The 25657-nt window shown below is 71.0% G+C and carries 26 protein-coding genes and 1 pseudogene; 10 read left to right on the top strand and 17 right to left on the bottom strand.

The genetic code is table 11. The features are described from left to right. Positions 1 to 16: 16 nt before the first annotated feature. Positions 17 to 556 carry a nucleoside 2-deoxyribosyltransferase gene (locus tag KF708C_RS02925; RefSeq protein ID WP_020205629.1) on the bottom strand — a complete coding sequence of 180 codons (540 nt, stop codon included), beginning with the start codon at positions 554 to 556 and terminating at the stop codon, positions 17 to 19. Between the two features lie 187 nt (positions 557 to 743). On the opposite strand from KF708C_RS02925, the gene KF708C_RS02920 reads away from it, so the two are divergent. Both KF708C_RS02920 and KF708C_RS35425 read left to right on the top strand, forming a co-directional pair. Beyond that, entirely contained in the window at positions 744 to 938 is a 195-nt protein-coding gene (locus tag KF708C_RS02920) for a DUF1059 domain-containing protein (protein ID WP_020205628.1), read from the top strand. Positions 939 to 967: 29 nt separating this feature from the next. Further along, a pseudogene (locus tag KF708C_RS35425) lies at positions 968 to 1125 on the top strand (DUF2274 domain-containing protein); the annotation flags it as partial. Positions 1126 to 1134: 9 nt separating this feature from the next. Here the strand turns inward: KF708C_RS35425 and KF708C_RS02915 are convergent. Then, entirely contained in the window at positions 1135 to 2037 is a 903-nt protein-coding gene (locus KF708C_RS02915; RefSeq protein ID WP_059410688.1) for a LysR family transcriptional regulator, read from the bottom strand. A 156-nt stretch (positions 2038 to 2193) separates the two neighbouring features. Between KF708C_RS02915 and KF708C_RS02910 the strand changes: the two genes are divergently transcribed. Continuing rightward, on the top strand, positions 2194 to 2592 hold the full coding sequence (locus tag KF708C_RS02910) for a RidA family protein (protein WP_029044166.1): 399 nt from the start codon (positions 2194 to 2196) through the stop codon (positions 2590 to 2592). 132 nt (positions 2593 to 2724) lie between these two features. Here KF708C_RS02910 and KF708C_RS02905 read toward each other — a convergent pair whose 3' ends face one another. Then, positions 2725 to 3492 (bottom strand): tetratricopeptide repeat protein, encoded by a 768-nt coding sequence (locus KF708C_RS02905; RefSeq protein ID WP_063922955.1) that lies wholly within the window; start codon positions 3490 to 3492, stop codon positions 2725 to 2727. A gap of 294 nt (positions 3493 to 3786) precedes the next feature. Here KF708C_RS02905 and modA point away from each other — a divergent pair, with 294 nt between their 5' ends. The 3 genes from modA to KF708C_RS02890 all read left to right on the top strand — a co-directional run bounded on the left by modA (position 3787) and on the right by KF708C_RS02890 (position 6083). Beyond that, a complete protein-coding gene (gene modA / locus KF708C_RS02900) occupies positions 3787 to 4602 on the top strand; it encodes a molybdate ABC transporter substrate-binding protein (protein ID WP_059410687.1) in 816 nt (271 codons plus the stop codon). Between the two features lie 82 nt (positions 4603 to 4684). After that, positions 4685 to 5356, top strand: coding sequence for a molybdate ABC transporter permease subunit (modB, locus tag KF708C_RS02895; RefSeq protein WP_029044182.1), 672 nt, complete (start codon positions 4685 to 4687; stop codon positions 5354 to 5356). Between the two features lie 7 nt (positions 5357 to 5363). Then, positions 5364 to 6083, top strand: coding sequence for an ATP-binding cassette domain-containing protein (locus KF708C_RS02890; RefSeq protein WP_020205702.1), 720 nt, complete (start codon positions 5364 to 5366; stop codon positions 6081 to 6083). Between the two features lie 77 nt (positions 6084 to 6160). Here the strand turns inward: KF708C_RS02890 and KF708C_RS02885 are convergent, their stop codons facing one another. The 5 genes from KF708C_RS02885 to KF708C_RS02865 form a co-directional block, all read right to left on the bottom strand. After that, positions 6161 to 6673: a CYTH domain-containing protein gene (locus KF708C_RS02885; RefSeq protein WP_020205703.1), complete on the bottom strand. Its 513-nt coding sequence runs from the start codon at positions 6671 to 6673 to the stop codon at positions 6161 to 6163. A gap of 92 nt (positions 6674 to 6765) precedes the next feature. Beyond that, positions 6766 to 7566: a TOBE domain-containing protein gene (locus KF708C_RS02880; RefSeq protein ID WP_059410686.1), complete on the bottom strand. Its 801-nt coding sequence runs from the start codon at positions 7564 to 7566 to the stop codon at positions 6766 to 6768. 88 nt (positions 7567 to 7654) lie between these two features. Then, positions 7655 to 7897, bottom strand: coding sequence for an RNA recognition motif domain-containing protein (locus KF708C_RS02875; protein WP_020205705.1), 243 nt, complete (start codon positions 7895 to 7897; stop codon positions 7655 to 7657). 108 nt (positions 7898 to 8005) lie between these two features. Next, the gene (gene fabI / locus KF708C_RS02870; RefSeq protein WP_059410685.1) at positions 8006 to 8785 is read right to left on the bottom strand and encodes an enoyl-ACP reductase FabI; all 780 of its coding nucleotides are present in this window, start codon (positions 8783 to 8785) and stop codon (positions 8006 to 8008) included. A gap of 15 nt (positions 8786 to 8800) precedes the next feature. After that, complete coding sequence (locus KF708C_RS02865; protein WP_059410684.1) at positions 8801 to 11086, bottom strand: DUF3141 domain-containing protein; 2286 nt, start codon at positions 11084 to 11086, stop codon at positions 8801 to 8803. Between the two features lie 401 nt (positions 11087 to 11487). Between KF708C_RS02865 and KF708C_RS02860 the strand changes: the two genes are divergently transcribed. Continuing rightward, a complete protein-coding gene (locus KF708C_RS02860; protein WP_020205708.1) occupies positions 11488 to 12429 on the top strand; it encodes a phosphate acetyltransferase in 942 nt (313 codons plus the stop codon). A gap of 46 nt (positions 12430 to 12475) precedes the next feature. Next, a complete protein-coding gene (locus KF708C_RS02855; RefSeq protein ID WP_059410683.1) occupies positions 12476 to 13738 on the top strand; it encodes an acetate/propionate family kinase in 1263 nt (420 codons plus the stop codon). Positions 13739 to 13754: 16 nt separating this feature from the next. Here KF708C_RS02855 and KF708C_RS02850 read toward each other — a convergent pair whose 3' ends face one another. Together KF708C_RS02850 and KF708C_RS02845 are read right to left on the bottom strand one after the other, a co-directional pair. After that, on the bottom strand, positions 13755 to 14528 hold the full coding sequence (locus KF708C_RS02850; protein ID WP_059410682.1) for a tyrosine-protein phosphatase: 774 nt from the start codon (positions 14526 to 14528) through the stop codon (positions 13755 to 13757). A gap of 54 nt (positions 14529 to 14582) precedes the next feature. Next, positions 14583 to 14837: an RNA recognition motif domain-containing protein gene (locus KF708C_RS02845; RefSeq protein WP_020423949.1), complete on the bottom strand. Its 255-nt coding sequence runs from the start codon at positions 14835 to 14837 to the stop codon at positions 14583 to 14585. Between the two features lie 335 nt (positions 14838 to 15172). Between KF708C_RS02845 and KF708C_RS02840 the strand changes: the two genes are divergently transcribed. Then, the gene (locus tag KF708C_RS02840) at positions 15173 to 15868 is read left to right on the top strand and encodes a transglycosylase domain-containing protein (RefSeq protein WP_020205712.1); all 696 of its coding nucleotides are present in this window, start codon (positions 15173 to 15175) and stop codon (positions 15866 to 15868) included. Positions 15869 to 15921: 53 nt separating this feature from the next. Here KF708C_RS02840 and KF708C_RS02835 read toward each other — a convergent pair whose 3' ends face one another. The 5 genes from KF708C_RS02835 to KF708C_RS02815 are packed head-to-tail and all read right to left on the bottom strand — an operon-like array spanning position 15922 to position 22023. Next, the gene (locus tag KF708C_RS02835) at positions 15922 to 16185 is read right to left on the bottom strand and encodes a formate dehydrogenase subunit delta (protein ID WP_020205713.1); all 264 of its coding nucleotides are present in this window, start codon (positions 16183 to 16185) and stop codon (positions 15922 to 15924) included. Continuing rightward, complete coding sequence (gene fdhD / locus KF708C_RS02830) at positions 16182 to 17039, bottom strand: formate dehydrogenase accessory sulfurtransferase FdhD (protein ID WP_020205714.1); 858 nt, start codon at positions 17037 to 17039, stop codon at positions 16182 to 16184. Before fdhD ends, KF708C_RS02835 begins: the two co-directional genes overlap by 4 nt. After that, complete coding sequence (gene fdhF / locus KF708C_RS02825; RefSeq protein WP_020205715.1) at positions 17036 to 19891, bottom strand: formate dehydrogenase subunit alpha; 2856 nt, start codon at positions 19889 to 19891, stop codon at positions 17036 to 17038. Before fdhF ends, fdhD begins: the two co-directional genes overlap by 4 nt. 57 nt (positions 19892 to 19948) lie before the next feature. Further along, a complete protein-coding gene (locus tag KF708C_RS02820; RefSeq protein WP_059410681.1) occupies positions 19949 to 21505 on the bottom strand; it encodes a formate dehydrogenase beta subunit in 1557 nt (518 codons plus the stop codon). Beyond that, complete coding sequence (locus tag KF708C_RS02815; protein ID WP_020205717.1) at positions 21502 to 22023, bottom strand: formate dehydrogenase subunit gamma; 522 nt, start codon at positions 22021 to 22023, stop codon at positions 21502 to 21504. The genes KF708C_RS02820 and KF708C_RS02815 overlap by 4 nt, the downstream gene beginning before the upstream one ends. Positions 22024 to 22346: 323 nt before the next feature. Between KF708C_RS02815 and KF708C_RS02810 the strand changes: the two genes are divergently transcribed. After that, positions 22347 to 23441 carry a substrate-binding domain-containing protein gene (locus KF708C_RS02810; protein ID WP_020205718.1) on the top strand — a complete coding sequence of 365 codons (1095 nt, stop codon included), beginning with the start codon at positions 22347 to 22349 and terminating at the stop codon, positions 23439 to 23441. Here the strand turns inward: KF708C_RS02810 and KF708C_RS02805 are convergent. Together KF708C_RS02805 and KF708C_RS02800 are read right to left on the bottom strand one after the other, a co-directional pair. Then, positions 23438 to 23770: a DUF5818 domain-containing protein gene (locus tag KF708C_RS02805; RefSeq protein ID WP_059410680.1), complete on the bottom strand. Its 333-nt coding sequence runs from the start codon at positions 23768 to 23770 to the stop codon at positions 23438 to 23440. The two genes, KF708C_RS02810 and KF708C_RS02805, sit on opposite strands and share 4 nt — an antisense overlap. Positions 23771 to 23781: 11 nt before the next feature. Continuing rightward, entirely contained in the window at positions 23782 to 25476 is a 1695-nt protein-coding gene (locus KF708C_RS02800; RefSeq protein ID WP_059410679.1) for a M30 family zinc metallopeptidase, read from the bottom strand. Positions 25477 to 25657: the final 181 nt, after the last annotated feature.

Here is a 25657-nt window from a genome sequence, read left to right as displayed (position 1 = left end):
CCGCGCACCCGGCCGCTCAGTCCTCGGCCGGCGCGCCGGCGCCGCGGCAACTGCGCCGCCGCTCGGCCTGCTCCATCGCGGCCAGGCATGCCTCCGGGCCGCCGGCCACCAGCTTCACCGAGCAGGCCAGCATCAGGTTCTTGGCGAGGCCGAAATCCTCCACCACGAAGCCGCGCGCGTCGCGCATGGCGCCGTCCTCGCCCCTGGCCACGCCGACGCGCTCCAGCAGGGTGCCGGCGTCGGCGCTGTAGCCCCACACCGGCTTCTGCAGCGCCACCGCGAAACCGGCCTCGAACACGGTCCCCGAATCCGGCTCGCCGGGACCGCGGAAATCGTCGAGATTGGCCATCACCATGTCGGCGCGGCGCAACAGGTTGATATTGGCCTCGTAGATCCAGCGCGCGGCGTCGGGACCCGGCAGGCCGGCGGGCGCCGCCTTGTCGAGCGGATAGAGGCCGAGGAAGCCGTGCCGGGCGCACAGCGCCTTGAGGTATTCGCCGTGGGCGACGGCGTCCGGGCGGAAGACGTCGAAACCGGCTAGGTAGATCGATTTCATCTTGGCTTGGGTATGTCGGGTTGGGCAGCGGGCAGGCGCTTGAGGATAGCCGATCCGGCCCCGGCATGGGCTTTCGCGCGGGCCGCCCTATACTGGACTCGCACGCCGCGCGTGGCCCGCCACGGCGCCGCGGCCGGAGCCTCGGCGAGGCCCCGCCGATACACCCTCATCGCGTCAGGAGCCAGTCATGGGACGCAAATATATCGATTGCCGCGAGTTCCCCAGCGAATCCAAGTGCACGGTCGCCCTGAGCGCCGACAGCGAGGAAGAACTGCTTCAGGTCGCCGTGCAGCATGCGGTGCAGGTCCATCACCATGAAGACGGACCGGAGCTGCGCCAGATGCTCAAGAGCGCATTCAAGGACGGAGCGCCGCCGGCGTGAGCGCGGCACGCCGGGTTGCCGGCAAGGTCAGCCTGAAGACCGGCCTCGACCGTCACGCCGCGCTGCACGCGCAGACGTATGGCGAGGCGGTCGATGCCGAAAAGCCGATCCCGCCCATGTTGGAGGCGTTCATGGCGGGGATCGGGGACTCGGAAAAGGAAGCCTTGGCAAAGCAACGCCGTCGAAAGCGAACGGATCAGGAGATCGCGCCGATGCGTTCCTCCACCCAATCGATGAAGGCGCGCAGCCTGGCATTGGCACGCCGGCTTGGGTGGAAAGCGACATGCAATGGCATGGGGTCCAGTTGCCACTCGGGAAACAACCGGATCAACGTGCCCTCGGCTGTACAACGCTGGGCCATGTAGTCTGGCAGCCATACGATTCCCAGTCCGGCCACGCCTGCAGCCAGATAGGCATTGCCGTCATCGACGGCAAGGGCGTAGTTGCCACGGATGCTGACAATCTCCTCGCCACGTCGCATCGGATACGGGACGCGCTGGTTTCTGTGTGCCCACAGATAACCCACGATCCGATGCGCGGATCCATCGAGCTCGCTCGGATGGCCGGGGTTCCCGGCGCGCCGCAGGTACTCGGGCGCGGCGTAGGTCTGTAGATGGAGATCGCCCACCCGCCTGGCGATCAGTGTCTGGTCAGCAATGGGCCCGCCCCGGATCACGCAGTCGATGTTCTCATCCAGTAGATCAGACGTGCGGTCGCTGACACGCATGTCAAGCTGAATGCCGGGGTAGCGCTCGTAGAAACCGGGGAGCGCGGGCACCAGGATCAAGCGGGCCAGTGGGCTGGGCACATCGACCCGCAAACGCCCTTCGAGCATGTCTGATCCTCCTGCCACGCCACGTTCCGCTTCCTGCAGGTCGGCCAGTAGTCGAATCGCATGGTCGTAGAAGGTTTGCCCTGCAACCGTCACCTTGACCTTGCGGGTGGTTCTATGCAGCAGCTTGGCATGCAGGCGTGTCTCGAGCTGCTGCACCAATTGGGTTGCCGTCGCCCGGCTGATATGCAGGGTCTCCGAGGCCTTGGTGAAGCTGCCTGTTTCCACCACGCAAGCAAAGACGCGCATCGCATCGAACCGATCCATCTTTTGTTCCGAGAATTTGATTCATATTGTTTGGATTTTACAAATTCTGGTGAAGAGAATAGGCCATTTATCGATGACATCCCCGCCTGTAGAGTCTTCCATTCATCCCAATGAAGTCCGGCAGAGATTGCTGGACAAAGAAAGTGAGAACTCGCCATGGCGTCATCCCGCGATGTTGTATTCCCTGCAGGGCGTCAAGCTTTGTATGAACGAAATCATTACTCCCCGGCCGTACGTGTGGACGGCTTCCTTTTCGTGTCCGGCCAAGTCGGCAGCCGGGAGGATGGCTCGCCAGAGCCGGAGTTGGAGGCACAGATTCGACGCGCTTTTGACAACCTCAATGCTGTGCTGGAGGCCGCTGGATGCACGTTTGACGATGTGGTCGATGTCACGGCATTCCTGATTGATCCGCAGGACACGCTAGAGACCGTCTGGAAAGTGCTGCCGGATTACTGGGGCGAGGCGCCATACCCGACACTGACGGGGGTTGGCGTGACCTGGCTGTCCGGCTTCCAGTTCGAGATCAAGGTGATCGCGCGACTGCCTGCGGCTTGAGCGGTCGGATGGCAGTATGCGTGGACGGGACGATCAGCTCGCGGGGCGAATGTCGAACCACTGCCTTGTATGCGATTTCAGGCCTCGCGCGACTTACGCGACATGCTTGATGTTCCCCCCGCAGCGCGTCCCCTAGCGGCGCGCCAGCGCGCGGATCGCCGCGGCATGGCCGCGCTGGGCCGCCGCTTCGTACCATGCCTGCGCGCGGCGCTCGTCGCGCGCCACGCCGGCGCCGTCGCGGTAGGCGTTGGCGAGCATGAACATGGCCGGGGCCACGCCGGCGTCGGCGGCCACGCCGAACCAGCGCGCGGCGCTGGCGGCGTCGGGCGCGCGGCCGTAGCCGCCACGGTGCAGCAGGCCGAGGTAGTAGGCGGCGCCGCTGTCGCCGGCGGCGGCGGCAAGCGCGAAGTGATACCAGGCCGCGGCGGCGTCGGGCGCGGTGCCGCCGGCTTCGCTGCCGTCGCCGCTGTCCGCGCCGTCGCCCGGGAACGCGGCCTTGCCCAGCAGGAAATGCGCGCGCGCGTCGCCGCCCTCGGCGGCATCGCGCAGCCAGCGGCTGCCTTCGGCGCGCTGCGCGGCATCGCCGCCGGCCAGCAGCGCCTCGCCGAGCGCGGCCTGGGCCGCCGCCTCGCCCTGCTGCGCGGCGCCGCGCAGCGCGGCCAGCGCGTGGCGGTCGGCGCCCGCCTGCGCCTGCCAGTGCGCGAGTTCCAGGCGGCGCGCGGCGGCGCGCTCGCGCCACACCGAGGCGCCGCCCACGCAGCCGGCGGCCACCGCCACGGCCACCAGCACGGCGGCGAGCAGGCGGCGCTGGTCGTGGCTGTCGGCCACGCGCGCGGCGGCCACGGAAGTCCGCGGGACGCCGCCCGCCGCGAGCGGCCGCGCCGCCCTGCCTGCCACCATTGCCGCCGTTCCCGCCGTCGCTGCCGTCATCGTCATCGCCATCGCACCAGCCATTGAGGTCGCGGCCATTGTCATGAACGCAGATGGCAGCAGGGTGACGCGGCGGTGACACGCCCGTGACGCTAGGCCGGGCCACGGGGCCCGCATGCACCGAATGTGCCATTGACGCCGCGTTATATACCGTCATATATTGCGAATTCATGTAGCGCGCATTCGCATCCAGCATTCGCGGCGCGCGCGCCGAGCCTTCCGGCCCGCCGCGGCCGCTCTCCCAACCTCCGCACAGCCATGCCCATGCAACCGATTCCCGCCTGCCCGCCCGCCCTGCCCCGTCCGCCGCGCGGCGCCCGCCGGAGCGCCTCGCTCGCGGCCGGCCTGCTGCTGTCCGCCACGCTGGCGCTGTCCGCGCCGGCCGCCTTCGGCGCCGACCTGGTGGTCTCCGCCGCGGCCAGCCTGACCAACGCCTTCAAGGCGCTGTCCGAGTCCTACGAGCGCGCCCACCCGCAGACCAAGGTGATCCTGAACTTCGGCGCGTCGGACGTGCTGATGCAGCAGATCATCAACGGCGCGCCGGCCGACGTGTTCGCCTCGGCCGACCAGGACGCGATGAACAAGGCCGAGGCCGCGCGCGTGGTGAACGCCGCCACCCGCCGCGACTTCGCCGCCAACCAGCTCGCGCTGATCGTGCCGGCCGACAGCAGGCAGGAAGTGGGCAAGCTGCAGGACCTGACCAAGCCCGAGTTCAAGCGCATCGCCTTCGGCAACCCGGCCTCGGTGCCGGTGGGCCGCTACACCAAGGGCGCGCTGGAAGCGGCCGGCGTGTGGGATGCGGTGTCGGCCAAGGGCGTGATGGCGCAGAACGTGCGCCAGAGCCTGGACTACGTGGCGCGCGGCGAGGTCGAGGCCGGCTTCGTGTTCGCCACCGACGCGGCCATCATGCCGGACAAGGTCAAGGTCGCGCTGCGCGTGCCGACCCGCCAGCCGGTCACTTACCCGATCGCCGTCACCGCCGTCGCCAAGCAGCCGGCCGAGGCCGCCGCCTTCGTCGGCTACGTGCTCTCGGACGAAGGCCAGGCCGTGCTGGCCAGGTACGGTTTCCTGAAGCCCTGACCCCGCGCGCCGGGCCGCGCCGCGGCCCCGGCGCCATCCGCCGCCGGGCCGACGCGCCCGGCCGGCCATGCCTATGAATTCCCTGCAAGCCGTCTGGGTCCCGCTGGCGCTGTCGCTCAAGGTGGCGGGCTGGGCCACGCTGATCAACGCCGTGCTCGGCGTGGCGGTGGCGTATGCGCTGTCGCGCTGGCGCTCGGGCGCGCGCGACCTCGTCGACGCCATCCTCACGCTGCCGCTGGTGCTGCCGCCCACCGTGATGGGCTATTACCTGCTGGTGCTGGTGGGCCGGCGCGGCGTGCTCGGCGCCTGGCTCGGCCAGCTCGGCATCGAGCTGGTGTTCACCTGGCAGGGCGCGGTGCTGGCGTCCACCATCGTGGCCTTCCCGCTGGTGCTCAAGTCGGCGCGCGCCGCGTTCGAGGGCGTGAACAGCCAGTACGAGGATGCCGCGCGCGTGCTCGGCACGCCCGAGGCCGGCATCTTCTTCCGCATCACGCTGCCGCTGGCCGCGCGCGGCATCATCGCCGGCGTGCTGCTGGCGTTCGCGCGCGCGCTGGGCGAGTTCGGCGCCACGCTGATGGTGGCCGGCAACCTGCCGGGCCGCACGCAGACCCTGTCGGTGGCCATCTACGAAGCGGTGCAGGCCGGCGACGACAACACCGCCAACCTGCTGGTGCTGGTGACGTCCGTCACCTGCGTGGTGCTGCTGGTGGCGGCGGGCCGGCTGGTGCCGGCCGCGCGCAAGACCCTGGGATGACACGGCCATGAGCATGCACGTCACGGTCCGCAAGGATCTCGGCACCGACGACCGCCGCTTCGCGCTGGACATCAGCTTCGTCTCGGAGAGCCGGCGCATCGCCCTGTTCGGGCCGTCCGGCGCGGGCAAGAGCCTCACGCTGCGCGCCATCGCCGGGCTGCTGCGGCCCGACAGCGGCCGCATCGTGCTCAACGGGCGCACACTGTTCGACAGCGAGGCCGGCATCGACGTGCGCCCGCAGGAGCGCCGCGTGGCCTACCTGTTCCAGGACTACGCGCTGTTCCCCCATCTGACGGTGGCACAGAACATCGCCTTCGGCCTCGCGCGCGGCTGGCGCAACCCGGGCCGCAAGGCGAGCCACCCGGAGGCGCAGCGCTGGATCGACGCGTTCGGCCTGGGCGCGATCACCGGCAACTATCCCGGCGAGATCTCGGGCGGGCAGAAGCAGCGCACGGCGCTGGCGCGCGCGCTGGTGGCGCAGCCCGACATCGTGCTGCTCGACGAGCCGTTCTCCGCGCTCGACCCCGCGCTGCGCGTGCGCATGCGCAACGAATTGCGGGCGCTGCAGGCCAGCCTGGACGTGCCGATGCTGGTGATCTCGCACGACCCCGAGGACGTCGAGGCGCTGGGCGACCACGTGCTGGAGGTGCGCGACGGCCGCATCCACGGCGGCGGCCCGGTCAAGGGGCATCCGCAGATCTACGCGCCCGTGCCGGCGCACGAATAGGAAGCCGTTTCGGGAAGATCCTGGCGTCGTCGCGCGGCACGGCAGGTTGAAACGACTTCCAGGCGCGCGCGGCCGTCTCAGCGCGCGCGCAGCAGGTCCACGTAGGCGGTTTCCACCAGTTGCGCGCGCGCCACGCCGAGCTTGTCCAGCAGCGCGTGCGCCTCGGCCACGCCCGCCGCGGCCGCTTCGCCGTCGGCCAGCACCACTTCCAGCTCGAGAAAATCCCCCAGCCCGGCCACGCGGTCCAGGTGCACGCGCGTGCGGCCCACGAGGTACAGCACGCGCGTCTTGCGCACGCGCCCGCCCTCGCCCCACGCCGCCGCCAGCGCGGCGCGCAGGGAATCGGGCGCCGCCGTCGGCGAGATGATGTAGTGGCTTTCCTTCGGCCCGGCCTGGTCGGCGCGCGCATAGAAGATCAACTGGCCTTCGCCGGGCGCCAGCACGCGCAGCTTGAGGCGGCCGTTGGCGCACGCGAAGAAGGTGTCGTCCTGCTCGATCCGTTCCGGGCCGTGGTCGGCCAACGGCGCCACCAGCGGCGCCAGCGCCTCGACGCTGGCGATGCGGGCCTTGATTTCCACGTTGGTGGGCATGGGGTGTCCTCTTGCTGTTGCTGTTGCTCTGCCGGTTCCGGCTGCCGGGAATCGATGCGGCCGACCTCCCGGGCCGCCGCGCCACGCGCGCCTCACAGCGCGCCGAGGATCACGCTCGAGGCCTTGAACACGGCCAGCGCGCGGCTGCCTTCGGCCAGGCCCAGCGCCGCCACGCTGTCGTGGGTGACGACCGCCACCACGGTGCCGCCGCCGTCGAGCGCGAGCGCCACCTCGGCGCTGACCGCGCCGGGCAGCACGCGCGCCACGCTGCCGGGCAACTGGTTGCGCGCCGACAGCCGCAGGCCGGCGTCGGCGACGCCGAGCAGCACCGACGAGGCCTTGACCAGCGCGAAGGCTTCCATGCCGGGCGCCAGCCCCAGCGTCTCCACGCTCTCATGGGTAATGCTGGCGACCACCCGCTGCCCGCCCGGCAGCGCCAGCGCGACTTCGTCGTTGACGGCGCCGGCGCGGATCGCCGCCACGGTGCCGAACAGCTTGTTGCGCGCGCTGGTGCGGACCATGAAGCGGCGGATCAGGTCGAGGTCCTGCGGCGCGGGCTCGGCGAGGTTGCCCAGGCGCGCCAGATGGGCGAGGAAGCGCTGGTGTTCCTGCTCGAGCGCGCGATAGGTGCGGATCAGGCTCTCGCCGCGCGCGGTCAGCAGGGTGCCGCCGCCGCCCTTGCCGCCGGTGGCGCGCACCACCAGCGGCTCGCCGGCGCTGTTGTTCATGGCGTCGATGGCGTCCCACGCGGCCTTGTAGCTCAGGCCCACGGCCTTGGCCGCCGCGGTGATGGAGCCGTGCTCGCCGATCGCGGCCAGCAGGGCGATGCGCTCGCGGCCGCCCCAGTCGCGGCTGCCGGAGCGGAACCAGATCGCGCCGTCGAGTTCAAGCATGAGTGGACAGGCGCCGCCGCGCGGGCGGCGCCGCAAAGTGGCACAAGCGGGCTATGGTAGCGCCGATCCGAGCGCGAGGGGCGGCGCGCTAGCCCTGATGGGCGGGGATGTACCAGCGCATCATGCTGCCGGCGAAATACTGGCGGTCGAGCTGGCGCAGCAGGCGCCACGCGGTGAACGGATCGATGTCGAGGTCGACCCAGGCCCACGGGTGGTCGGGATCGCCGTCGCGCACCATCTCCACGGCAGTCACCGGCGCGTAGGGCGCCAGCTTCTCGCGCAGCATCGGTTCGGTCACATCGCGGTGCAGGCCCCGGATGAGTACCTTCATGTGTGGCTCCCGAGTCAAGGCCGCGCGCGCACCGCGGCTGCGGCCTTCGTTGTTTCCACCATTGTAGGCCGCCGCCGCGCGCGCGGCGGGCGGACGCGGCGGCCCCGCCTAGCCCATGATGTGCACGCCGCCGTCCACGTACACGGTGTTGCCGGAGATGCGCCGCGCGTAGGGCGTGGCGAGGTAGGCGGTGGCGAAGCCGACGTCCATGATGTCGACCAGCTCGCCCAGCGGCGCGCGGCCGGCCGCTTCCGCCAGCAGGTGGTCGAAGTCCTTCAGGCCGGAGGCGGCGCGGGTCTTGAGCGGCCCCGGCGAGATCGCGTGCACGCGGATGCCGCGCGGGCCCAGCTCGTGCGCGAGATAGCGGCAGGCGGCTTCGAGCGCGGCCTTGACGGGCCCCATCAGGTCGTAGTTCGGCACCACCCTGACGGCGCCTTCGTAGCTCATGGCGAACAGGCTGCCGCCGTCGGGCATCAGCGGCACCGCGCGCCGCGCGAGGCGCACGAAGGAGTGGCAGGAAATGTCCATGGCCCGCGCGAAGCCGGCCGCGGAAGAGTTGAGCAGGCCGCCGTGCAGGTCGTCCCTGGGCGCGAACGCGACCGAATGCACCACCGCGTCGAGCCGGCCCCACTGTTGCTCGATGCGTTCGAACAGGGCCTGCTCCTGCGCGGCGTCCTCCACGTCGAGCGGCATCACGATGGTGGCGCCCACCGCTTCGGCCAGCGGCGCCACGTGCGGATAGGCCTTGTCGTTGAGGTAGGTCAGCGCCAGTTCCGCGCCGAGCTCGCGAAAGGCGCGCGCGCAGCCCCACGCGATGGAATCCTCGTTGGCCACGCCGACCACCAGCACGCGCGCGCCCCGCAGCGGGGGATTGGAGACCTGGACCATGCCGTCGCCCCGTCCCTACTTGCCGGGCGCGTTGGCGGGCGCGGCCGCGTCGGGTACGTCCGGCACGCCGGCCGCCGGCGCGGCACCGGCGAGCGGCGCCTCCAGCCGCGCGGTGTGGTCGGTGCCGAGCACGTTCGCCACCTCGCGGTAGCGCGCCAGCCGCCCGCCTTCGAGCGGGCCGGCCACGGTGAACACGCGGTGCATCGCCACCATCGCGTGGTGGCGCAGCGCGGGGTCCGGCAGCAGCTCGGGCAGCGCGGCCACGGCGCGCGCGGGGTCGAGCGCGACGATGAAGCTCTGGCGCCTGACCGCGGCCTTGACCGCGGCGATGTCGGGCTGCTGCGCGAGGTGCTCCTGCGCCATCTTGCGCATCAGGTTGAAGGGCCGCTCCTCGATGGCGGCGTTCTCGTCGGCGACGTAGACCAGGATGCGCATGAAGGCGTCGAGCGGCGTGCCCTGCGCGATGCGCCGCTCGGCGTCGTGGATGCGCCGCGCGGCCAGCTCGCTGCGCAGCGCCGCGCTCTGCGGCGGCGGCCCGCGCCGGTGCGCGCCAGGGTCGAGGCCGACCAGCGCCGACAGCCACGGCGACTGGTACAGCGCTTCGAATACGTGCTCGTAGCAGGCGTCGCGCTGGTCGCGCCAGGCGTCGAGCGCGCGCACGATGCTGTCGGAAGCGGCGCGCTCGAGCGCCAGGAACGGGTTGTCCTGCTCCACCGGCCGGCGGGCCTGGCGCACCGCCGGCGCGAGCGCGGCGATCCACGCCATCCACGGGTTCGCGTCGGACGCCAGCGAGCGCTCCAGCCGCGCCGGATGCGTCTGCCGCATGGCGTAGGCGCTGAACTCGTTGGACATGGCCTGCACCAGCGGCGAGGCGAAGGTGTCGTAGAGGCGCTGGTTGATCTCGGCCACGCGCCGCACCACCTCGAACGGGTCCTCGTCGTCGCGGCCGTCGTCGAGCGCGAGGATATCGTCGATGGTGCGGCGCTCGAAGCGCATCAGGTAGCGCCCGTCGATCAGGTCCAGGTGCGAGGTGCCCGGCGCGATGTCCTCGATGCGCGCCTCGTACAGGCCCGGCGGCAGCACGTCGATCAGGTCGAGCGCGGAAATCAGCTCGGTGTGCTCGCGGTTGGCCACGCCGGCCGAGACGAAGATGCCGAGGTGGCCGACCTTCTCGTGCAGGCAATAGACGATGACCTGCTCGTTGGCCACGATCTCGTCGACGCTGGCGTAGAGGTCGGGGATCCAGTCCAGCGCCTGCTGCGGCGGCGTGATGTTGTCGCCCCAGGAGGCGAACACCACGATCGGCGAGCGCACGTTGCGCAGGTCCACGGCGAGGTTGCCGTCGGCGCTGCGCACCTCGCCGGCCGTGAGGTGGTTGCCGACGAACAGGTTCTGCACGATCCAGTCGATCTCGGCGCGGTTGAGCAGGAAGTGGCCGCCCCACCAGAGCTCGAACTCGAGGAAGCGCTCGCGCTCGGTGTCGACCCTGGCGTACACGTCGTAGAGCTTCTTCCACAGCGTGTTGGCCGGGTTGAGCTGCTCGAAGTTCTCCACCAGCCAGGCGCCGTCGAAGCGGCCGTTGCCGAGGTCGGCGAACAGCGAGGCCAGCCACGAGCCGCCCAGCAGCCCGCCGCTGTAGCGCATCGGGTTGCGCCCGCGCATGCCGGCCCAGTACGACAGCGGCGAGCCCGCCAGCAGCAGCGGCCCGGGCAGCTCGGGCGCGGCGGCGGCCAGCAGCATCAGCGCCCAGCCGCCCTGGCAGTTGCCGATCACGAAGGGCTTGCCCTGCGCGTCCGGATGGCGCTCGATCACGGTCTGCAGGAACACCGCCTCGGCGCGCGTCACGCTCTCGATGGTCTGGCCCGGGCACGGCACCGGGAAGAAGGTGACGAAGTAGCACGGATGGCCGCGCCGCAGCGCGATGCCGATCTCGCTGTCGATCTTGAAGCCGCCGATGCCGGGGCCGTGGCCGGCGCGCGGGTCGATCACCACGAACGGCCGCCTGGCATCGTCGGTGGGCACGCAGCCCGGCGGCGGCAGCACGCGCAGCAGCGCGTAGTTGGCGGGCTGATCGAGCGTGCGGCCGTCGACCACGATCTCGTGGTCGAACACCAGCACCGGCGGCATGCCCTCGCGCTCGTGCTCGAAGGTCTGGTTGCCGCGCTCGCGCAGCACGTCGAGCAGCAGGATGGTGCGCTGCCAGGCATCGACCGCATAGGACCACGCGGGAGGCGGCGCCAGCAGGCCTTCGGTACTTCCGGATGCTCCGGCGGTCTGGGTGGCGGGTACACGTGCGTTCACTCGGCGTCCTCCTGCGGTGTGGCGTTGGAGGCAGCGGCAGCCGCGCGCGGGGCGGATCATGTCCGCGCCCGGGTCGCATTGCTGCCCTGCAGCACGGCCAATCTACCAGCGCCGCATGACGTTGACAAGCGCGCCCGGAAAAGACCGCCGGGCGCACTTCGGGCGCCTGCGCGCCGCGTGCCGGACAAGCTGCGCGAGCTTGCGCCATGTCATCTTTCCGCCGGAAACATGCCCTATACTTGGCCTTGCTTTTTGCGCGACGCAGCATGCCCGGCGCGCCCGGCCGGCGCCCCGGACCGATGCCCCGGTTGAAAACATCGGACCGGCGCGCCACGCCGACACCCTGGACCGACACCCCGGACCACACCATCCGGACCGACGCACTGGAGACTGGAGCAGCGATGAACCACCCCCTCGACAAGTACTCCGTCCTGCTGGCGCGCTGCAACGAGCTCCCGGCCATCCCCACGGCGGTGGCCCATCCGTGCGACGCGTCCTCGCTCGGCGGCGCGCTGCAGGCCGCGCAGCTTGGCCTGATCGTGCCGCTGCTGATCGGGCCGGTGGCGCGCATCCGCCAGGTCGCCGACGCCAACGGGCTGGAGCTGGGCGACGCGGTGCTGATCGACGTGCCGCACAGCCACGCCGCCGCCGCGCGCGCGGTGGCCGCCGTGCGCGCCGGCGAGGCCGAGCTGCTGATGAAGGGCAGCCTGCACACCGACGAGCTGATGCACGAAGTCACCGCCGCGGACACCGGCCTGCGCACCGCGCGCCGCCTCTCGCACGTGTTCGCGATGGACGTGCCGAGCTACCACAAGCCGCTGTTCATCACCGACGCCGCGGTCAACATCTTCCCCACGCTCAACGACAAGGCCGACATCTGCCGCAACGCCATCGACCTGCTGCGCGTGCTCGGCATCGACAACCCCAAGGTGGCGATCCTCTCGGCGGTGGAGACCGTGACCGACAAGATCCCCTCCACCATCGACGCCGCCGCGCTGTGCATGATGAGCCGGCGCGGCCAGATCGAAGGCGGCATCCTCGACGGCCCGCTGGCCTTCGACAATGCCATCAGCCGCGAGGCCGCCATCACCAAGGGCATCGTCTCCGAGGTCGCGGGCGACCCCGACATCCTGCTGGTGCCGGACCTCGAATCGGGCAACATGCTGGCCAAGCAGCTCACCTTCCTGGCCGGCGCCGAGGCCGCCGGCATCGTGCTGGGCGCGCGCGTGCCGATCATCCTCACCAGCCGCGCCGACAGCGTGCGCGCGCGCATCGGCAGCTGCGCCATCGCCGTGCTGGTGGCGCATGCGCGCCGCCTCGCGCAGGCGCCCGCCGCGGTCTAAAGCCACCCATTCCCCCATCGCCGTCGCCGCAAGGAGGCATCCCAGCGTGAGCGCCACCCATCCCACCATCCTCGTCGTCAATGCCGGCTCGTCCAGCGTCAAGGTCTCGGTCTACAACGTGCCCGAGGCCGCGCACGCCAACACCGACATCAACCCGGTGCTCAGCGCGCACGGCCAGATCGAGGGCATCGGCATCGCGCCGCGCCTGACCGCCAGCATGGCCGACGGCCGCGCGGTCGCCGACGAGCACTTCCCGGTCGCGCAGGTGTCCGACCACGACGCCGCCTTCCGCCTGATCCGCCTGGTGCTCAGCATCGGCCTGCGCGACACGCCGCCGGTGGCGATCGGCCACCGCGTGGTGCACGGCGGCGCCGACTACGCCGCGGCGGTGAAGATCGACGACGAGGTGATCGCCAAGCTGGAGGCGCTGGTGCCGCTGGCGCCGCTGCACCAGCCGCACAACCTCACCGCGATCCGCGCGGTGCGCGAGGCGGCGCCCGCGCTGCTGCAGGTGGCATGCTTCGACACCGCGTTCCACGCCGGGCACGACGCGATGGCGCAGCTGCTGGCGCTGCCCTACGAATACTTCGAGCGCGGCATCCGCCGCTACGGCTTCCACGGCCTGTCCTACGAGTACATCGCGCGCCGGCTCCAGCAGGTGGCGCCCGACCTCGCCGCCGGCCGCGTGATCGTGGCCCACCTCGGCAACGGCGCCAGCCTGTGCGCCATGCGCGCGGGCCGCAGCATCGAGTCGACGATGGGCCTGACCGCGCTCGACGGCCTGCCGATGGGCACGCGCTGCGGCGCCATCGACGCCGGCGCCATCCTGTGGCTGTCGCAGCAAGGCATGACCACCAAGGACATCGAGACCATGCTGTACCACGACTCGGGGCTCAAGGGCCTGTCCGGCGTGAGCAGCGACATGCGCGTGCTGCTGGCCAGCGATGCGCCGCGCGCGCGCCTGGCGATCGACTTCTACGCCTACCGCGCCGCGCAGGAGATCGGCAAGCTGGCCACCACGCTGGGCGGGCTCGACGCGCTGGTGTTTACCGCCGGCATCGGCGCCAACTCGCCGCCGGTGCGCGAGCGCATCTGCGCGCATCTGGCGGAGCTGTTCGGCATCGACCTCGACGCCGGCGCCAACGGCGAGAACCGCCAGCGCATCAGCCGCGACGACAGCCGCGTGCCGGTGCTGGTGCTGCCCACCGACGAGGAAGGGATGATCGCGCTGAATACCGCGCGCATCATGCTGGAGCAGCAACAGCAGCAACAACAGCAGCAGCAGAAGAAGGAAGACCTGGCGGCATGAGCGCCGCCGCCCACGCCTACTCCGCCAGGTAGGCCCCGCGCAGGCGCCGCACGTCCACCGCGAGCACGTCGGCCAGGTAGGCCGGCATGCCGCCGTAGTCGCGCTCGATGGCGTGCAGCGACGCCTCCAGGTACGCGGCCTTGACCTCCAGCAGCGGGCGCATCACCTCCGGGTCGACGCCGCCCTCGGCGGCGCGCGCGCTCATGCGCGCGTTGAAATCCCGGTTCCAGTGATTGGACGCGAGGTAGTTGGCCATGATGGCGTCCGCGTCGACACCGAGCCCGGCCAGCAGCAGCAGCGAGGCGAAGCCGGTGCGGTCCTTGCCCGCGGTGCAGTGGTACAGCAGGTTGCCGCCCGCCTCCGCGGCCTTGAGGAAGCCGCCGAAGGCGGCCTGGTACTTGCGCGGGAAATCGCCGTAGACCTCCAGCATGAAGGCCTCCATCTGCGCGGGGCTGCCGCCGAGCATGCGCGGCATCAGCTCGGCCATCGACATGCTGCCTTCCAGCACCGGCGTGGCGACCCAGCGGAAGGCCTCGCCGAACGCGCGCTCCTGCGGCGACTTCTCGCCCGAGGAGCGGAAGTCGATCACCATGTCGAGCCGCAGCGCGCGCAGCAGCGCGAGATCGGCCGCGCTGGCGCAGGCCGGATTGCCGCTGCGGAACAGCTTGCCGGCGCGCACGCGGCGGCCGTCGCGCGTGGCCAGGCCGCCGAGATCGCGCAGGTTGACCACGTTGTCGAGCGGCAGCGCCGCGCCCTGGACCGGCTTCGCGCCGGCTTCGCCTGCCTGCATTCCCCGCATCTGTCGTTGTCTCCCTCGATGAGCCGCGCGCGCCGGATGCGCGCCTCAGCGCGCGCGGTGCGCCGGCACGTGCCAGCGCGTATGGCAGCCGGCAATATAGCGGTGATCGAGCCGCGCCACCAGTTTCCACACGCTCATCGGATCGGCGTCGCCGAGGTCAAGGTCGACCCAGGCCCACGGATGGGCGCCATCGCCGTCGAGGATCAGCTCGACGTCGACGACGCGCACATACGAGGCCAGCGCCTCGCGCAGGCGAGCCGCGTCGATGCCCTGGTGCAGGCCCCTCACTAGAATCTTCATCATGCACTCCGAATCATTGCTTCAGACCGCCGCGGGCCACAACGGCCCCGGCGATCGCGCGCGCGGCGCCCGTGAACCCTTGCCGCGCGATGCTCCGGCAATGGGACAACGTACGGTACCCGAAAAATCCCGGCGCGGGCAGGCGGCTTGACCACCATCATGAACGCTTGCGCCCGGCCTCGACAAGTGCCGCGGCGCGGCGGGATAATCCGCCCCGCCGGACACCGCGGGCGGGCTGTCCCCAGGATGCCGGCGCGCCCGTGCCGGCCGGCTGAAGCGCGGGACCGGCGGCACGCGCGGCGGCACCGTCGCCGCGTGCTGGCACAATACGGCCCATGAAACGTCTCTGGTCAAATTTCATCAGGCTGGCGCTGCTGCTGGTGCTCGGCGCGGCCCTGCTGGGCACGCTGGCCGTGCTGGTGGCCCAGCGCCAGCTGCCCTCGCTCGACGCGCTCGCCGCGTTCCGCCAGTCGCCCGGCTACGTGCCCATCGGCCAGATGCCGCCCGCGCTGACGCAGGCGGTGGTCGCCATCGAGGACGAGCGCTTCTACCTGCACGACGGCATCGACTACGTCGGCGTGATCCGCGCCGGCGTGGCCAACCTGTCGGACGAGCTCTCGCAGGGCGCCTCCACCATCACCATGCAGGTCGCGCGCAACTTTTTCCTGTCGCGCCAGAAGACGTATACGCGCAAGCTGTACGAGGTGCTGCTGTCCTACCGCATCGAGCATGCGCTGGGCAAGGACGAGATCCTCGAGCTGTACATGAACAAGATCTACCTCGGCCAGGGCGCCTACGGCTTCGCCGAGGCCGCCGAGACCTATTTCGGCAAGCCCGTGGGCGAGCTCACGCTGGCCGAGTGCGCGATGCTGGCCGGCCTGCCCAAGGCGCCGTCGGCCAACAACCCGGTGGTCAACCCGCGCCGCGCGCGCCAGCGGCAGGCCTACATCCTGCTGCGCATGCTGGAACTGGGCCGCATCGACCGCGGGCAGTACGACGCGGCGCTGCTGGAGCCGTTGCGGCTGAGGTAGGCGGCTGAAGTAGACGGCTGAAGTAGGCGGCCAAGCGGCGGCCGGGCGGCCGCTCAGTGTTGCTCGGGCTGCTGCTCCGACGCGCGCGGCGTCACGGCCAGCAGGCCGCGGTGGCGCATCACGGCCTGGCGGACGATGTCGTCCAGCCCGGCGGCTTCGCCGTCGTCGATCTGCGCCAGCAGCGCGCGCCGCATGCGCGGCTCCCAGAAGCGCTTGATGTGCGAGGCGATGTCCGTGAGCGCTTCTTCGCGGTCCGGCATGGCCGAGAAGAAGGTGCCGATCTGGTTCGCCATCTTGACGAGGTTGTCCGTGTTCATGCCGGTTCCGTCCTGTCCTGCAGGCGTTGGGGGTGGGTGTAGACCACGTGGCGGCCGTCGCGCACGAAGCCGGCCAGCGTCACGCCGGTCCGCTGCGCGAGCCGCACCGCGAGCGCGGTGGGGCCGGACACGGCGGCCAGCAGGCCGACGCCGGCGCTGGCGGTCTTGAGCACCATTTCATAGCTGGCGCGGCTGGTCACCAGCACGGCGCCGCGCGCGCGGTCCTCGCCGCCGCGCGCCAGCGCGCCGATCAGCTTGTCGAGCGCGTTGTGGCGGCCCACGTCCTCGCGCACCAGGCCGACCTGGCCGTCGGCGCGCAGCCACGCCGCGGCGTGGGTCGAGCCGGTGTGGCGCAGCAGTTCCTGGCGCGTCTGCAGCTGCGCGAAGGCGGCGTACAGCGCGGCGCCGGAGAAGCTGGCGCTGCTGGCCACCGGCGCCGGCACGCGCATGACTTCCTGCAGCGACTCGGTGCCGCACAGGCCGCAGCCGGTGCGCCCGGTCATGGCGCGGCGCCGTTCCTTGAAGCCGGCGAACGCCTCGGCGGCGATGCGCAGGCGCACCGTGATGCCGTCGCAGCCGGCCTCGGTGTCGATCTCGTAGACGTCGCGCGGGCTCGCCACCAGGCCTTCGCTCAGGCTGAAGCCGAGCGCGAAGTCTTCGAGGTCGGCCGGCGAGGCCAGCATGACCGCGTGCGAGATGCCGTTGTACTCGAGCGCGACCGGCACTTCCTCGGCCAGCTCGTCGGCCTCCAGCGCGACCTGGCCAAGCCGGCTGCGCCCGACCTCGAAGGTGCTGTGGGTGGGCGGCTCGGCGTCGCCGGCCGGCCACGCCACGCTGGTGCGGAGCTCGCTCATGCCGGGCGCGCCTCCGCGCTGGCGGCCTGCAGCAGGCGCAGCTGCTGCGCGTGGAAGTCGTGGTACTGGCGCTGCCATTCGGACGGCTGCGCCACCGGCGTGACCTGCACCGCCGTGACCTTGTATTCGGGGCAGTTGGTGGCCCAGTCGGAGTTGTCGGTGGTGATCACGTTGGCGCCCGATTCGGGGAAGTGGAACGTAGTGTAGACCACGCCCGGCTGCATGCGCGCGCTGACGATGGCGCGCAGCACGGTTTCGCCCGCGCGGCTCTGCACGCCGACCCAGTCGCCGTCCTTGATGCCGCGCTCCTCGGCGTCGTGCGGGTGGATCTCGAGCCGGTCCTCGTCGTGCCACATCACGTTCTCGGTGCGGCGCGTCTGCGCGCCCACGTTGTACTGCGAGAGGATGCGCCCGGTGGTGAGGATCAGCGGGAAGGCGCGGTTGACGCGCTCGGTGGTGGGCACGTAGCGCGTGATGATGAACTTGCCCTTGCCGCGCACGAAGCTGCCGATGTGCATGGTGGGCGTGCCCTCGGGCGCGTCTTCGTTGCACGGCCACTGGATGCTGCCGAGCTCATCCAGGCGCGCGTAGCTCACGCCGCGGAAGGTCGGCGTGAGGCGCGCGATCTCGTCCATGATCTGCGACGGATGGGTGTACTCCATCGGGTAGCCGAGCGCGTTGGACAGCAGCACGGTGGCTTCCCAGTCGGCGTAGCGCGCCTTGGGCGGCATCACCTTGCGCACGCGCGAGATGCGACGCTCGGCGTTGGTGAAGGTGCCATCCTTCTCCAGGAACGACGAGCCCGGCAGGAACACGTGCGCGTACTTGGCGGTCTCGTTGAGGAAGATGTCCTGCACCACGATGCATTCCATCGCCGACAGCGCCGCGGCCACGTGCTGCGTGTTGGGGTCGGACTGCACGATGTCCTCGCCCTGGCAGTACAGGCCCTTGAAGCTGCCCGACAGCGCGGCCTCGAACATGTTGGGGATGCGCAGGCCCGGCTCGGGGTTGATCTCCACGTTCCAGGCGGCCTCGAACTGGCCGCGCGTGGTGGAGTCCGACACGTGGCGGTAGCCCGGCAGCTCGTGCGGGAACGAGCCGATGTCGCACGAGCCCTGCACGTTGTTCTGCCCGCGCAGCGGATTCACGCCCACGCCCTCGCGGCCGATGTTGCCGGTGCACATGGCGAGGTTGGCGATGCCCATCACGGTGGTGGAGCCCTGCGCGTGCTCGGTCACGCCCAGGCCGTAGTAGATCGCCGCGTTGCCGCCGGTGGCGTACAGGCGCGCGGCGCCGCGCAGCTGGTCGGCCGGGATGCCGGTGACGTCCGCCATCGCCTCGGGCGAATTCTCCGGCAGGCTGACGAAGTCGCGCCATTGCTGGAACGCGCGGTCCTCGCAGCGCTCGGCGATGAAGGCCTCGTTCATCAGCCCTTCGGTGACGATCACGTGGGCCATCGACGTGACCACCGCCACGTTGGTGCCGGGGCGCAGCTGCAGGTGGAAATCGGCGCGCACGTGCGGCGAGTCGGCCAGGTCGATGCGGCGCGGGTCGATCACGATCAGCCTGGCGCCGGCGCGCAGGCGCTTCTTCATGCGCGAGGCGAACACCGGATGGCCGTCGGTCGGGTTGGCGCCCATCACCATGATGACGTCGGCCTTCCCGACCGAGCGGAAGGTCTGGGTGCCGGCCGATTCGCCGAGCGTCTGCTTGAGGCCGTAGCCGGTCGGCGAGTGGCACACGCGCGCGCAGGTGTCGACGTTGTTGTTGCCGAACGCGGCGCGCACCAGCTTCTGCACCAGGTAGCCTTCCTCGTTGGTGCAGCGCGAGGAGACGATGCCGCCGATGGCGTCGCGGCCGTGCTCTGCCTGGATGCGCTTGAACTGCGCGGCGGCGTAGGCGATGGCCTCTTCCCACGACACCTCGCGCCACGGGTCGGTGATCCTGGCGCGGATCATCGGGTTGAGGATGCGGTCGTTGTGGGTGGCGTAGCCCCACGCGAAGCGCCCCTTCACGCACGAGTGGCCTTCGTTGGCCTGGCCGTCCTTGTACGGCACCATGCGCACCACTTCGTTGCCCTTCATCTCGGCCTTGAACGCGCAGCCCACGCCGCAGTACGCGCAGGTCGTGACCACGCTGTGCTCGGGCTGGCCCATGCGGATGATGGAGGTCTCGGCCAGCGTGGCGGTGGGGCAGGCCTGCACGCAGGCGCCACACGACACGCAGTCCGACTCCATGAAGCTGCCGCCCTGCCCCGCGGTCACGCGCGAGTCGAAGCCGCGCCCGCCGATGGTGAGCGCGAAGGTGCCCTGGGTTTCCTCGCAGGCGCGCACGCAGCGGTTGCACACGATGCACTTGGAGGGGTCGTAGGTGAAGTACGGGTTGGATTCGTCCTTGGCCGCGGCGCGGTGGTTGGCGCCGTCGTAGCCGTAGCGCACCTCGCGCAGGCCGACCACGCCGGCCATGTCCTGCAGCTCGCAGTTGCCGTTGGTCGGGCAGGTCAGGCAGTCGAGCGGGTGGTCGGAGATGTACAGCTCCATCACGCCGCGGCGCAGGTCGGCCAGCTTGTCGCTCTGCGTGCGCACCTTCATGCCGGCTTCGGCCGGCGTGGTGCACGAGGCCGGGTAGCCGCGCCGGCCTTCGATCTCGACCAGGCACAGGCGGCACGAGCCGAACGACTTGAGGCTGTCGGTGGCGCACAGCTTGGGCACGTTGACGCCGGCCTGCACGGCCGCGCGCATCAGCGAGGTGCCGGCCGGCACGGTGATGTCGATGCCGTCGATCTGCAGCGTGACCTGCTCCCGGGCATCGCTGGCGGGCGTGCCGAAATCGATTTCATTGCGTGTGTTCAAGGCGGTCTCCGGCTTGATGCTGGCGTTGGCTGGCTTGTTTTTCTGGGTGTGCGGGGATCAGGCAGCCTTGGCGGGCACGGCCACGCCGAAGTCTTCCGGGAAGGCGTCGAGCGCCGACAGCACGGGGTACGGCGTCATGCCGCCCATCGCGCACAGCGAGCCGCCCAGCATGGTGTCGCACAGGTCGCGCACCAGCTTGACATGCCTGACGGGCTGGTCGCCGGCGATGATCTTGTCGATCACCTCCACGCCGCGCGTGGAACCGATCCGGCACGGCGTGCACTTGCCGCACGACTCGATCGCGCAGAACGCCATCGCGTAGCGGGCCTGCCGCGCCATGTCCACGGTGTCGTCGAACACCACGATGCCGCCGTGGCCGAGCACCGCGCCGAACGCGGCGAACGCCTCGTAGTCCATCGGCGTGTCCAGGCGCGAGACCGGCAGGTAGGCGCCGAGCGGGCCGCCCACCTGCACCGCGCGGATGGGCCGGCCGCTGCGCGTGCCCTGGCCGAAGTCTTCCAGCAGCTCGCGCAGCGTCAGGCCGAACGCCTTCTCGACCAGCCCGCCCTGGCGGATGTTGCCGGCGAGCTGGAACGGCAGCGTGCCGCGCGAGCGGCCCATGCCGTAGTCGCGGTAGAACTGCGCGCCGCGCGCCAGGATCAGCGGCACGGTGGCCAGCGAGATCACGTTGTTGATGACGGTGGGCTTGCCGAACAGACCTTCGAGCGCCGGCAGCGGCGGCTTGGCGCGCACCACGCCGCGCTTGCCTTCGAGGCTTTCCAGCAGCGCGGTTTCCTCGCCGCACACGTAGGCGCCGGCGCCCTTGCGCACTTCCAGGCGGAAGCGGCGGCCGCTGCCGCGGATGTCGTCGCCGAGCCAGCCGGCGGCCTGCGCCACGTCGATGGCGGCTTCCAGCATGGCGATGGCGTGCGGGTATTCGGAGCGCACGTAGACGTAGCCGTGCTCGGCGCCGACCGCCAGCCCGGCGATGGTCATGCCTTCGATCAGCATGAACGGGTCGCCTTCCATCGCCATGCGGTCGGAGAAGGTGCCGGAGTCGCCCTCGTCGGCGTTGCAGACCACGTACTTGACCGGCGACTTCGCGTTCAGCACGGTCTGCCACTTGATGCCGGTGGGAAACGCCGCGCCGCCGCGGCCGCGCAGGCCGGACTCGGTGACTTCGCGCACGATCTGCGCGCCGTCCAGCGCCAGCGCGCGGGTCAGTCCGGCGAAGCCTTCGTGGGCGGTGTAGTCGGCCAGCGAGAGCGGATCGGTGATGCCGACGCGGGCGAAGGTCAGGCGTTCCTGCCGCTTGAGGAAGGGGATCTCGCCGGTCGGGCCGAGCGCCAGCGCGTGCGCGCCGCCGCCGAGGAAACCCGCGTCGAACAGACCCGGCACGTCTTCCGGCGCGACCGGGCCGTAGGCCACGCGGCCGGCCGCGGTCCGCACCTCGACCAGCGGCTCCAGCCAGAACATGCCGCGCGAGCCGTTGCGCACCAGCGTGATCTCGGCGCCGCGCGCCGCGGCCTCGCGCGCGATGGCCTGCGCGACCTCGTCGGCGCCCAGCGCCAGCGCGCTGGAATCGCGCGGAACGAATACCGTGATGGCGCTCATGCCGTGGCCTCCCCGCCGCGCGCGCACGCCGCCAGCAGCGCGTCGAAGCGCTGCGGCGTGACGCGCCCGGCCAGCTTGCCGTCGACCGTCACGGCCGGGCCGCACGCGCACTGGCCCAGGCAATAGACCGGCTCCAGCGTGAATTCGCCGTCGGCGGTGGTTTCATGGAACGCGCAGCCCACGGCCTGCTCGGCATGCGCGGCCAGCGCCTCGCTGCCGACCGACTGGCACGCCTCGGCGCGGCACACGCGCACCACGTGGCGGCCGGCCTTGCGCTCGCGGAAGTCGTGATAGAACGTGACCACGCCGTGGACCTCGGCGCGCGACAGGTTGAGCGCGCGCGCGATGTCGGGCAGGACCTCGGACGGCACGTAGCCCACCGTGTCCTGGATGTCGTGGAGGATGGGCAGCAGCGCGCCCGGCAGGTCGCGGCGCGCCGCGATGATGGCGGCGATCTGCGCGCGGGCCGGTTCGCGCAAGGCGCCGGCGGCGGATGGGGACAGCGACGGGGACGACATCGGATCTCCTGGTGAAGCAGCACTGGCCGGCGCCTGCGGCCGGCGGCAGACGGTGCGGCGCATTGGCTTGCGCGTCTTGCCAGGAACTGCTGCGGGGCGCGGCCGGCCATCGGATGGCCACCGCTTTATATGCGATTCGCTTTATATGCTATTTTTTTCATATCTCGAGGCGCCCGGGCCGGCCCGCGTGCAGCGTCCGCCATGCTGCGCCGCCACTTGCGGCCATGCGCCGCCATGCGCAGCCATATCGGCCAGCCTGCAATGCCTCTTTGAGCGGACTATAGGCAGTTGGATCCATTCGGGCAATATGCTATTTTTCGCATATGTTACGCATCTCCATCGAACCGCATCTGCAGGTCCGCGCCGACGATCCCGGCGCCGGGCCGGCGCTCGACGTGTCGCGCCTGGTCGGCCTGCTGGGCCTGATCGAAAGCACCGGCAGCATCAGCCAGTCGGCGCAGGCCAGCGGCCTGTCCTACCGCTACGCCTGGGGCATCCTGCGTGATGCCGAGGCGCTGTTCGGCGGCGCGCTGATCGCCAAGACGCGCGGGCGCGGCAGCGCGCTGTCGCCGCTGGCGCAGCAGCTGGTGTGGGCCAGCAAGCGCATCGCCGCGCGGCTGTCGCCGACGCTGGAAAGCCTGGCCTCGGAGCTGGAGATCGAGATCAAGAAACTGGTGGACCGCGCCGAGCCCGCGCTGCGCCTGCACGCCAGCCACGGCTTCGCGGTGGCGGCGCTGCACGACTTCCTCGAGACCCACCAGGTGCGCCACGACCTGAAATACTGCGGCAGCCTGGAGGCGGTGGCGGCGCTGGCCCAGGGCGGCTGCGACATCGCCGGCTTCCATGTGCCGATCGGCGAGTTCGAGCAGCGCACGCTGGCGCGCTTCGCCGCCTGGATCCGGCCCGAGACGCACCTGCTGATCCACCTCGCGGTGCGCTCGCAGGGTCTCTTCGTGCGGCCGGGCAACCCGCGCGGCGTCACCGGCCTGCGCGACCTGTGCCGGCCCGACGTGCGCTTCGTCAACCGCCAGACCGGCTCCGGCACGCGGCTGCTGCTGGACCTGATGCTGGAGGCGCGCGGCATCGACAGCAGCCGCATCGAGGGCTACAGCAACGGCGAGTTCACCCACGCGGCGGTGGCCGCCTACATCGGCAGCGGCATGGCGGATGCGGGGTTCGGGGTGGAGACGGCGGCGCGGCGCTTCGGCCTCGATTTCGTGCCGGTGCTCAAGGAGCGCTATTTCTTCGCCATCGAGCGCGAGCGGCTGCAGAGCCCCGCGCTGGCGGGCGCCGTGGCGGCGCTGCGCAGCGGCAGCTTCCGCCAGGTGGTGGATGCCCTGCCCGGCTACGACGGCAGCCTCACCGGCACCGTGCTGACGCTGGAAGAAGCCTTCCCGCGCGGCGGCGCCGGGCGCTAGCGCGCGGCCGGCGCGCCCTCCGCAGGTGCCACGCGCTCGACGCGCACGGCCGGCCCCCAGGTGCCCGGCGCGGCGGCGCGCAGCACCACGCCAGTGACCGTCACCGCGCGGCCGTCCAGCGCGCGGGCCTGTTCCAGCGGCAGCGCGTCGAGCTGCCACGCCTGGCCGCCGGCGGTAATCAGCACCGGCTGCTGGAACCCGGCGCTGCCGTTGACCGCCACCCTGCCCGTGAGCGTGACCGTATTGCCCGACTGCGCCGACGGCGCCGGCTGGGCGCAGGCGGCCAGCGCCAGGCACAGCACCGCGGCCAGGAGCAGGATGCGGTGCATGGCGCGCCCGCTCAGTACACCACCACCGACAGGGTCGAGCCGGCCGGCACGCGCACGGTCTCGCTGAAGGTGGCGCCGGTGCCGCCGCGCACCACCGGGAAGCTGCCATACGGCTGCAGCGTGGCGGCCACCGAGCTCGGCAGCTTGCGGATCGCGCCATACAGCGACGGATCGATCACCGGCAGCGTGAAGCCGCCGTCGATCCGCTCGGGATAACCGTAGCGCGCGGGCGAGGAGACGGCCGGCATCAGCGCGTTGCTGGTCACGCTCCAGCGCTGCAGTTCCTGCTCGAAGCCGGAATCGGCGCGCGCGGCCTTGATGGCCTGGTCGAGCACGGTCTTCGAGTCGGTGCTGGTGGTGCGCGCGAGCAGGTCCTTGTAGAAGGCCAGCCCGAGCTGGCGATCGAGGAAGCCGCCGAAGCTGCCCGACACCGAATAGCTTTCGCAGGTCGGGCCGAAGCCGGTGAAGTTCAGGATGTTGCAATTGAAGTTGCCGTTGCCGTAGCCCAGGTAGTCGCGGAAGCGCACGTCGCGGATCGCGTTGTAGCTCGGGTCGATGGTATGGCTGGCGAAGTCTTCCATCATCATCGCGGACATTTCCTCGAGCCAGGTCTGGAACGCGTACTGCGAGCCGGCCTTGACGCCGCGGCGGTAGAAGTTCTGCATGTGCATGCCTTCGTGCGCCATCGTCATCTTCATCGACTTCATGCCCTCGGTGCCGCCCAGGTAGAGCGTCTCGGAATCGAGATAGAGCGACAGCGACTCGTTGCTGCGCGCATCCGACGTCTTCAGCAGATTGTGCACGCCCCAGAAATACCCGACCGTGCCGAACGGCGTGGCGTTGTTGTCGAAGTTCAGGATGACGATGTCGACGGGCTGGCCGGTGCCGGCAATCAGGTTGCTGTAGCTGTGCGGCCCCCACAGCGGGCCGCCGACCGAGGTCAGCATCGAATAGATGCCGCCGGAGCCGGCAAAGCCGCTGGCGAGCGCATCGAGGATGGTGTCGCTGACCTTGCCGCCGGCCTGCGTCCACTCGGTGGTTTCCACCCAGAAGTTGACCACGGTGCCGTCCGGCGCGCTGACCTGCCGCTCGAGCGTGGCCGAGCGCGACGTGCCGTCGGTGTGGTACCAGCTCTTGACGTCGCTGACCACGGAGGCGTGCGGCGGCGGCGCGGCCATCTCCGACTGGCTGGCAGGATGCTTGGCGCCGGCCAGCGCGGCCCAGCCCGTGCGGTTGAACTCGCCGATGTCGCGCATGGTCTGCTCGGCGCGCGCCGACGGCGCGGCCTGCGCGGACTGCACCGACAGGCTGCCCACCACCGGCTGGATCACCGACAGCGACAGCGCCGGCATGGCCTGCGCGGTGGCGCCGTTGGTGTAGAGCAGCGTGACCGGCTTGCCGTTCACGCCGCCGATGGAGACCGGCAGGTCGAGCGCGACGCCGGCCGTGTTGGAGGCCGACCAGACGCCCGTGCCGCTGCCGCTGTAGTTGCTGCCGTCGGCCGCGCCGCATTCGGTGCCGGCGCACGCGGGCGCCAGCGCCGGCATGGTCGGGGCCGGCGCGGCGACCACCGGGGGCACCACCGGGCCGCTGGTGGTCTGGGGGGCCGGGGCGCTGTCCCCTCCGCCGCCGCAGGCGGCCAGCGCGGCGGCGGCCAGGAGGGATGCGAGGACGCTGGCGCGCGGGCGGATTCTGGTGTCCGACATGTTCTTCTTGCTCCGTTTCGGGGATAAGCGGCGGCCGGCGGCAGCCGGCGCATTCATTGGCCAATACAAATCAAGACAAATATCGGCAGCCGCGGCGGGGAGCTTTAGTTCGGCATGGGATGTCCGCGCTGCGCCGCGGGGTCGGTCGGCCGCCGGCCGCCGGTATATTGCCATCGGCGGC

This window comes from Cupriavidus basilensis (assembly GCF_000876015.1).
Classification (GTDB): Bacteria; Pseudomonadota; Gammaproteobacteria; order Burkholderiales; family Burkholderiaceae; genus Cupriavidus; species Cupriavidus basilensis_B.
Note: the sequence above shows the minus strand (reverse complement) of the source record. Positions and strands in the feature narration are given on the sequence as shown.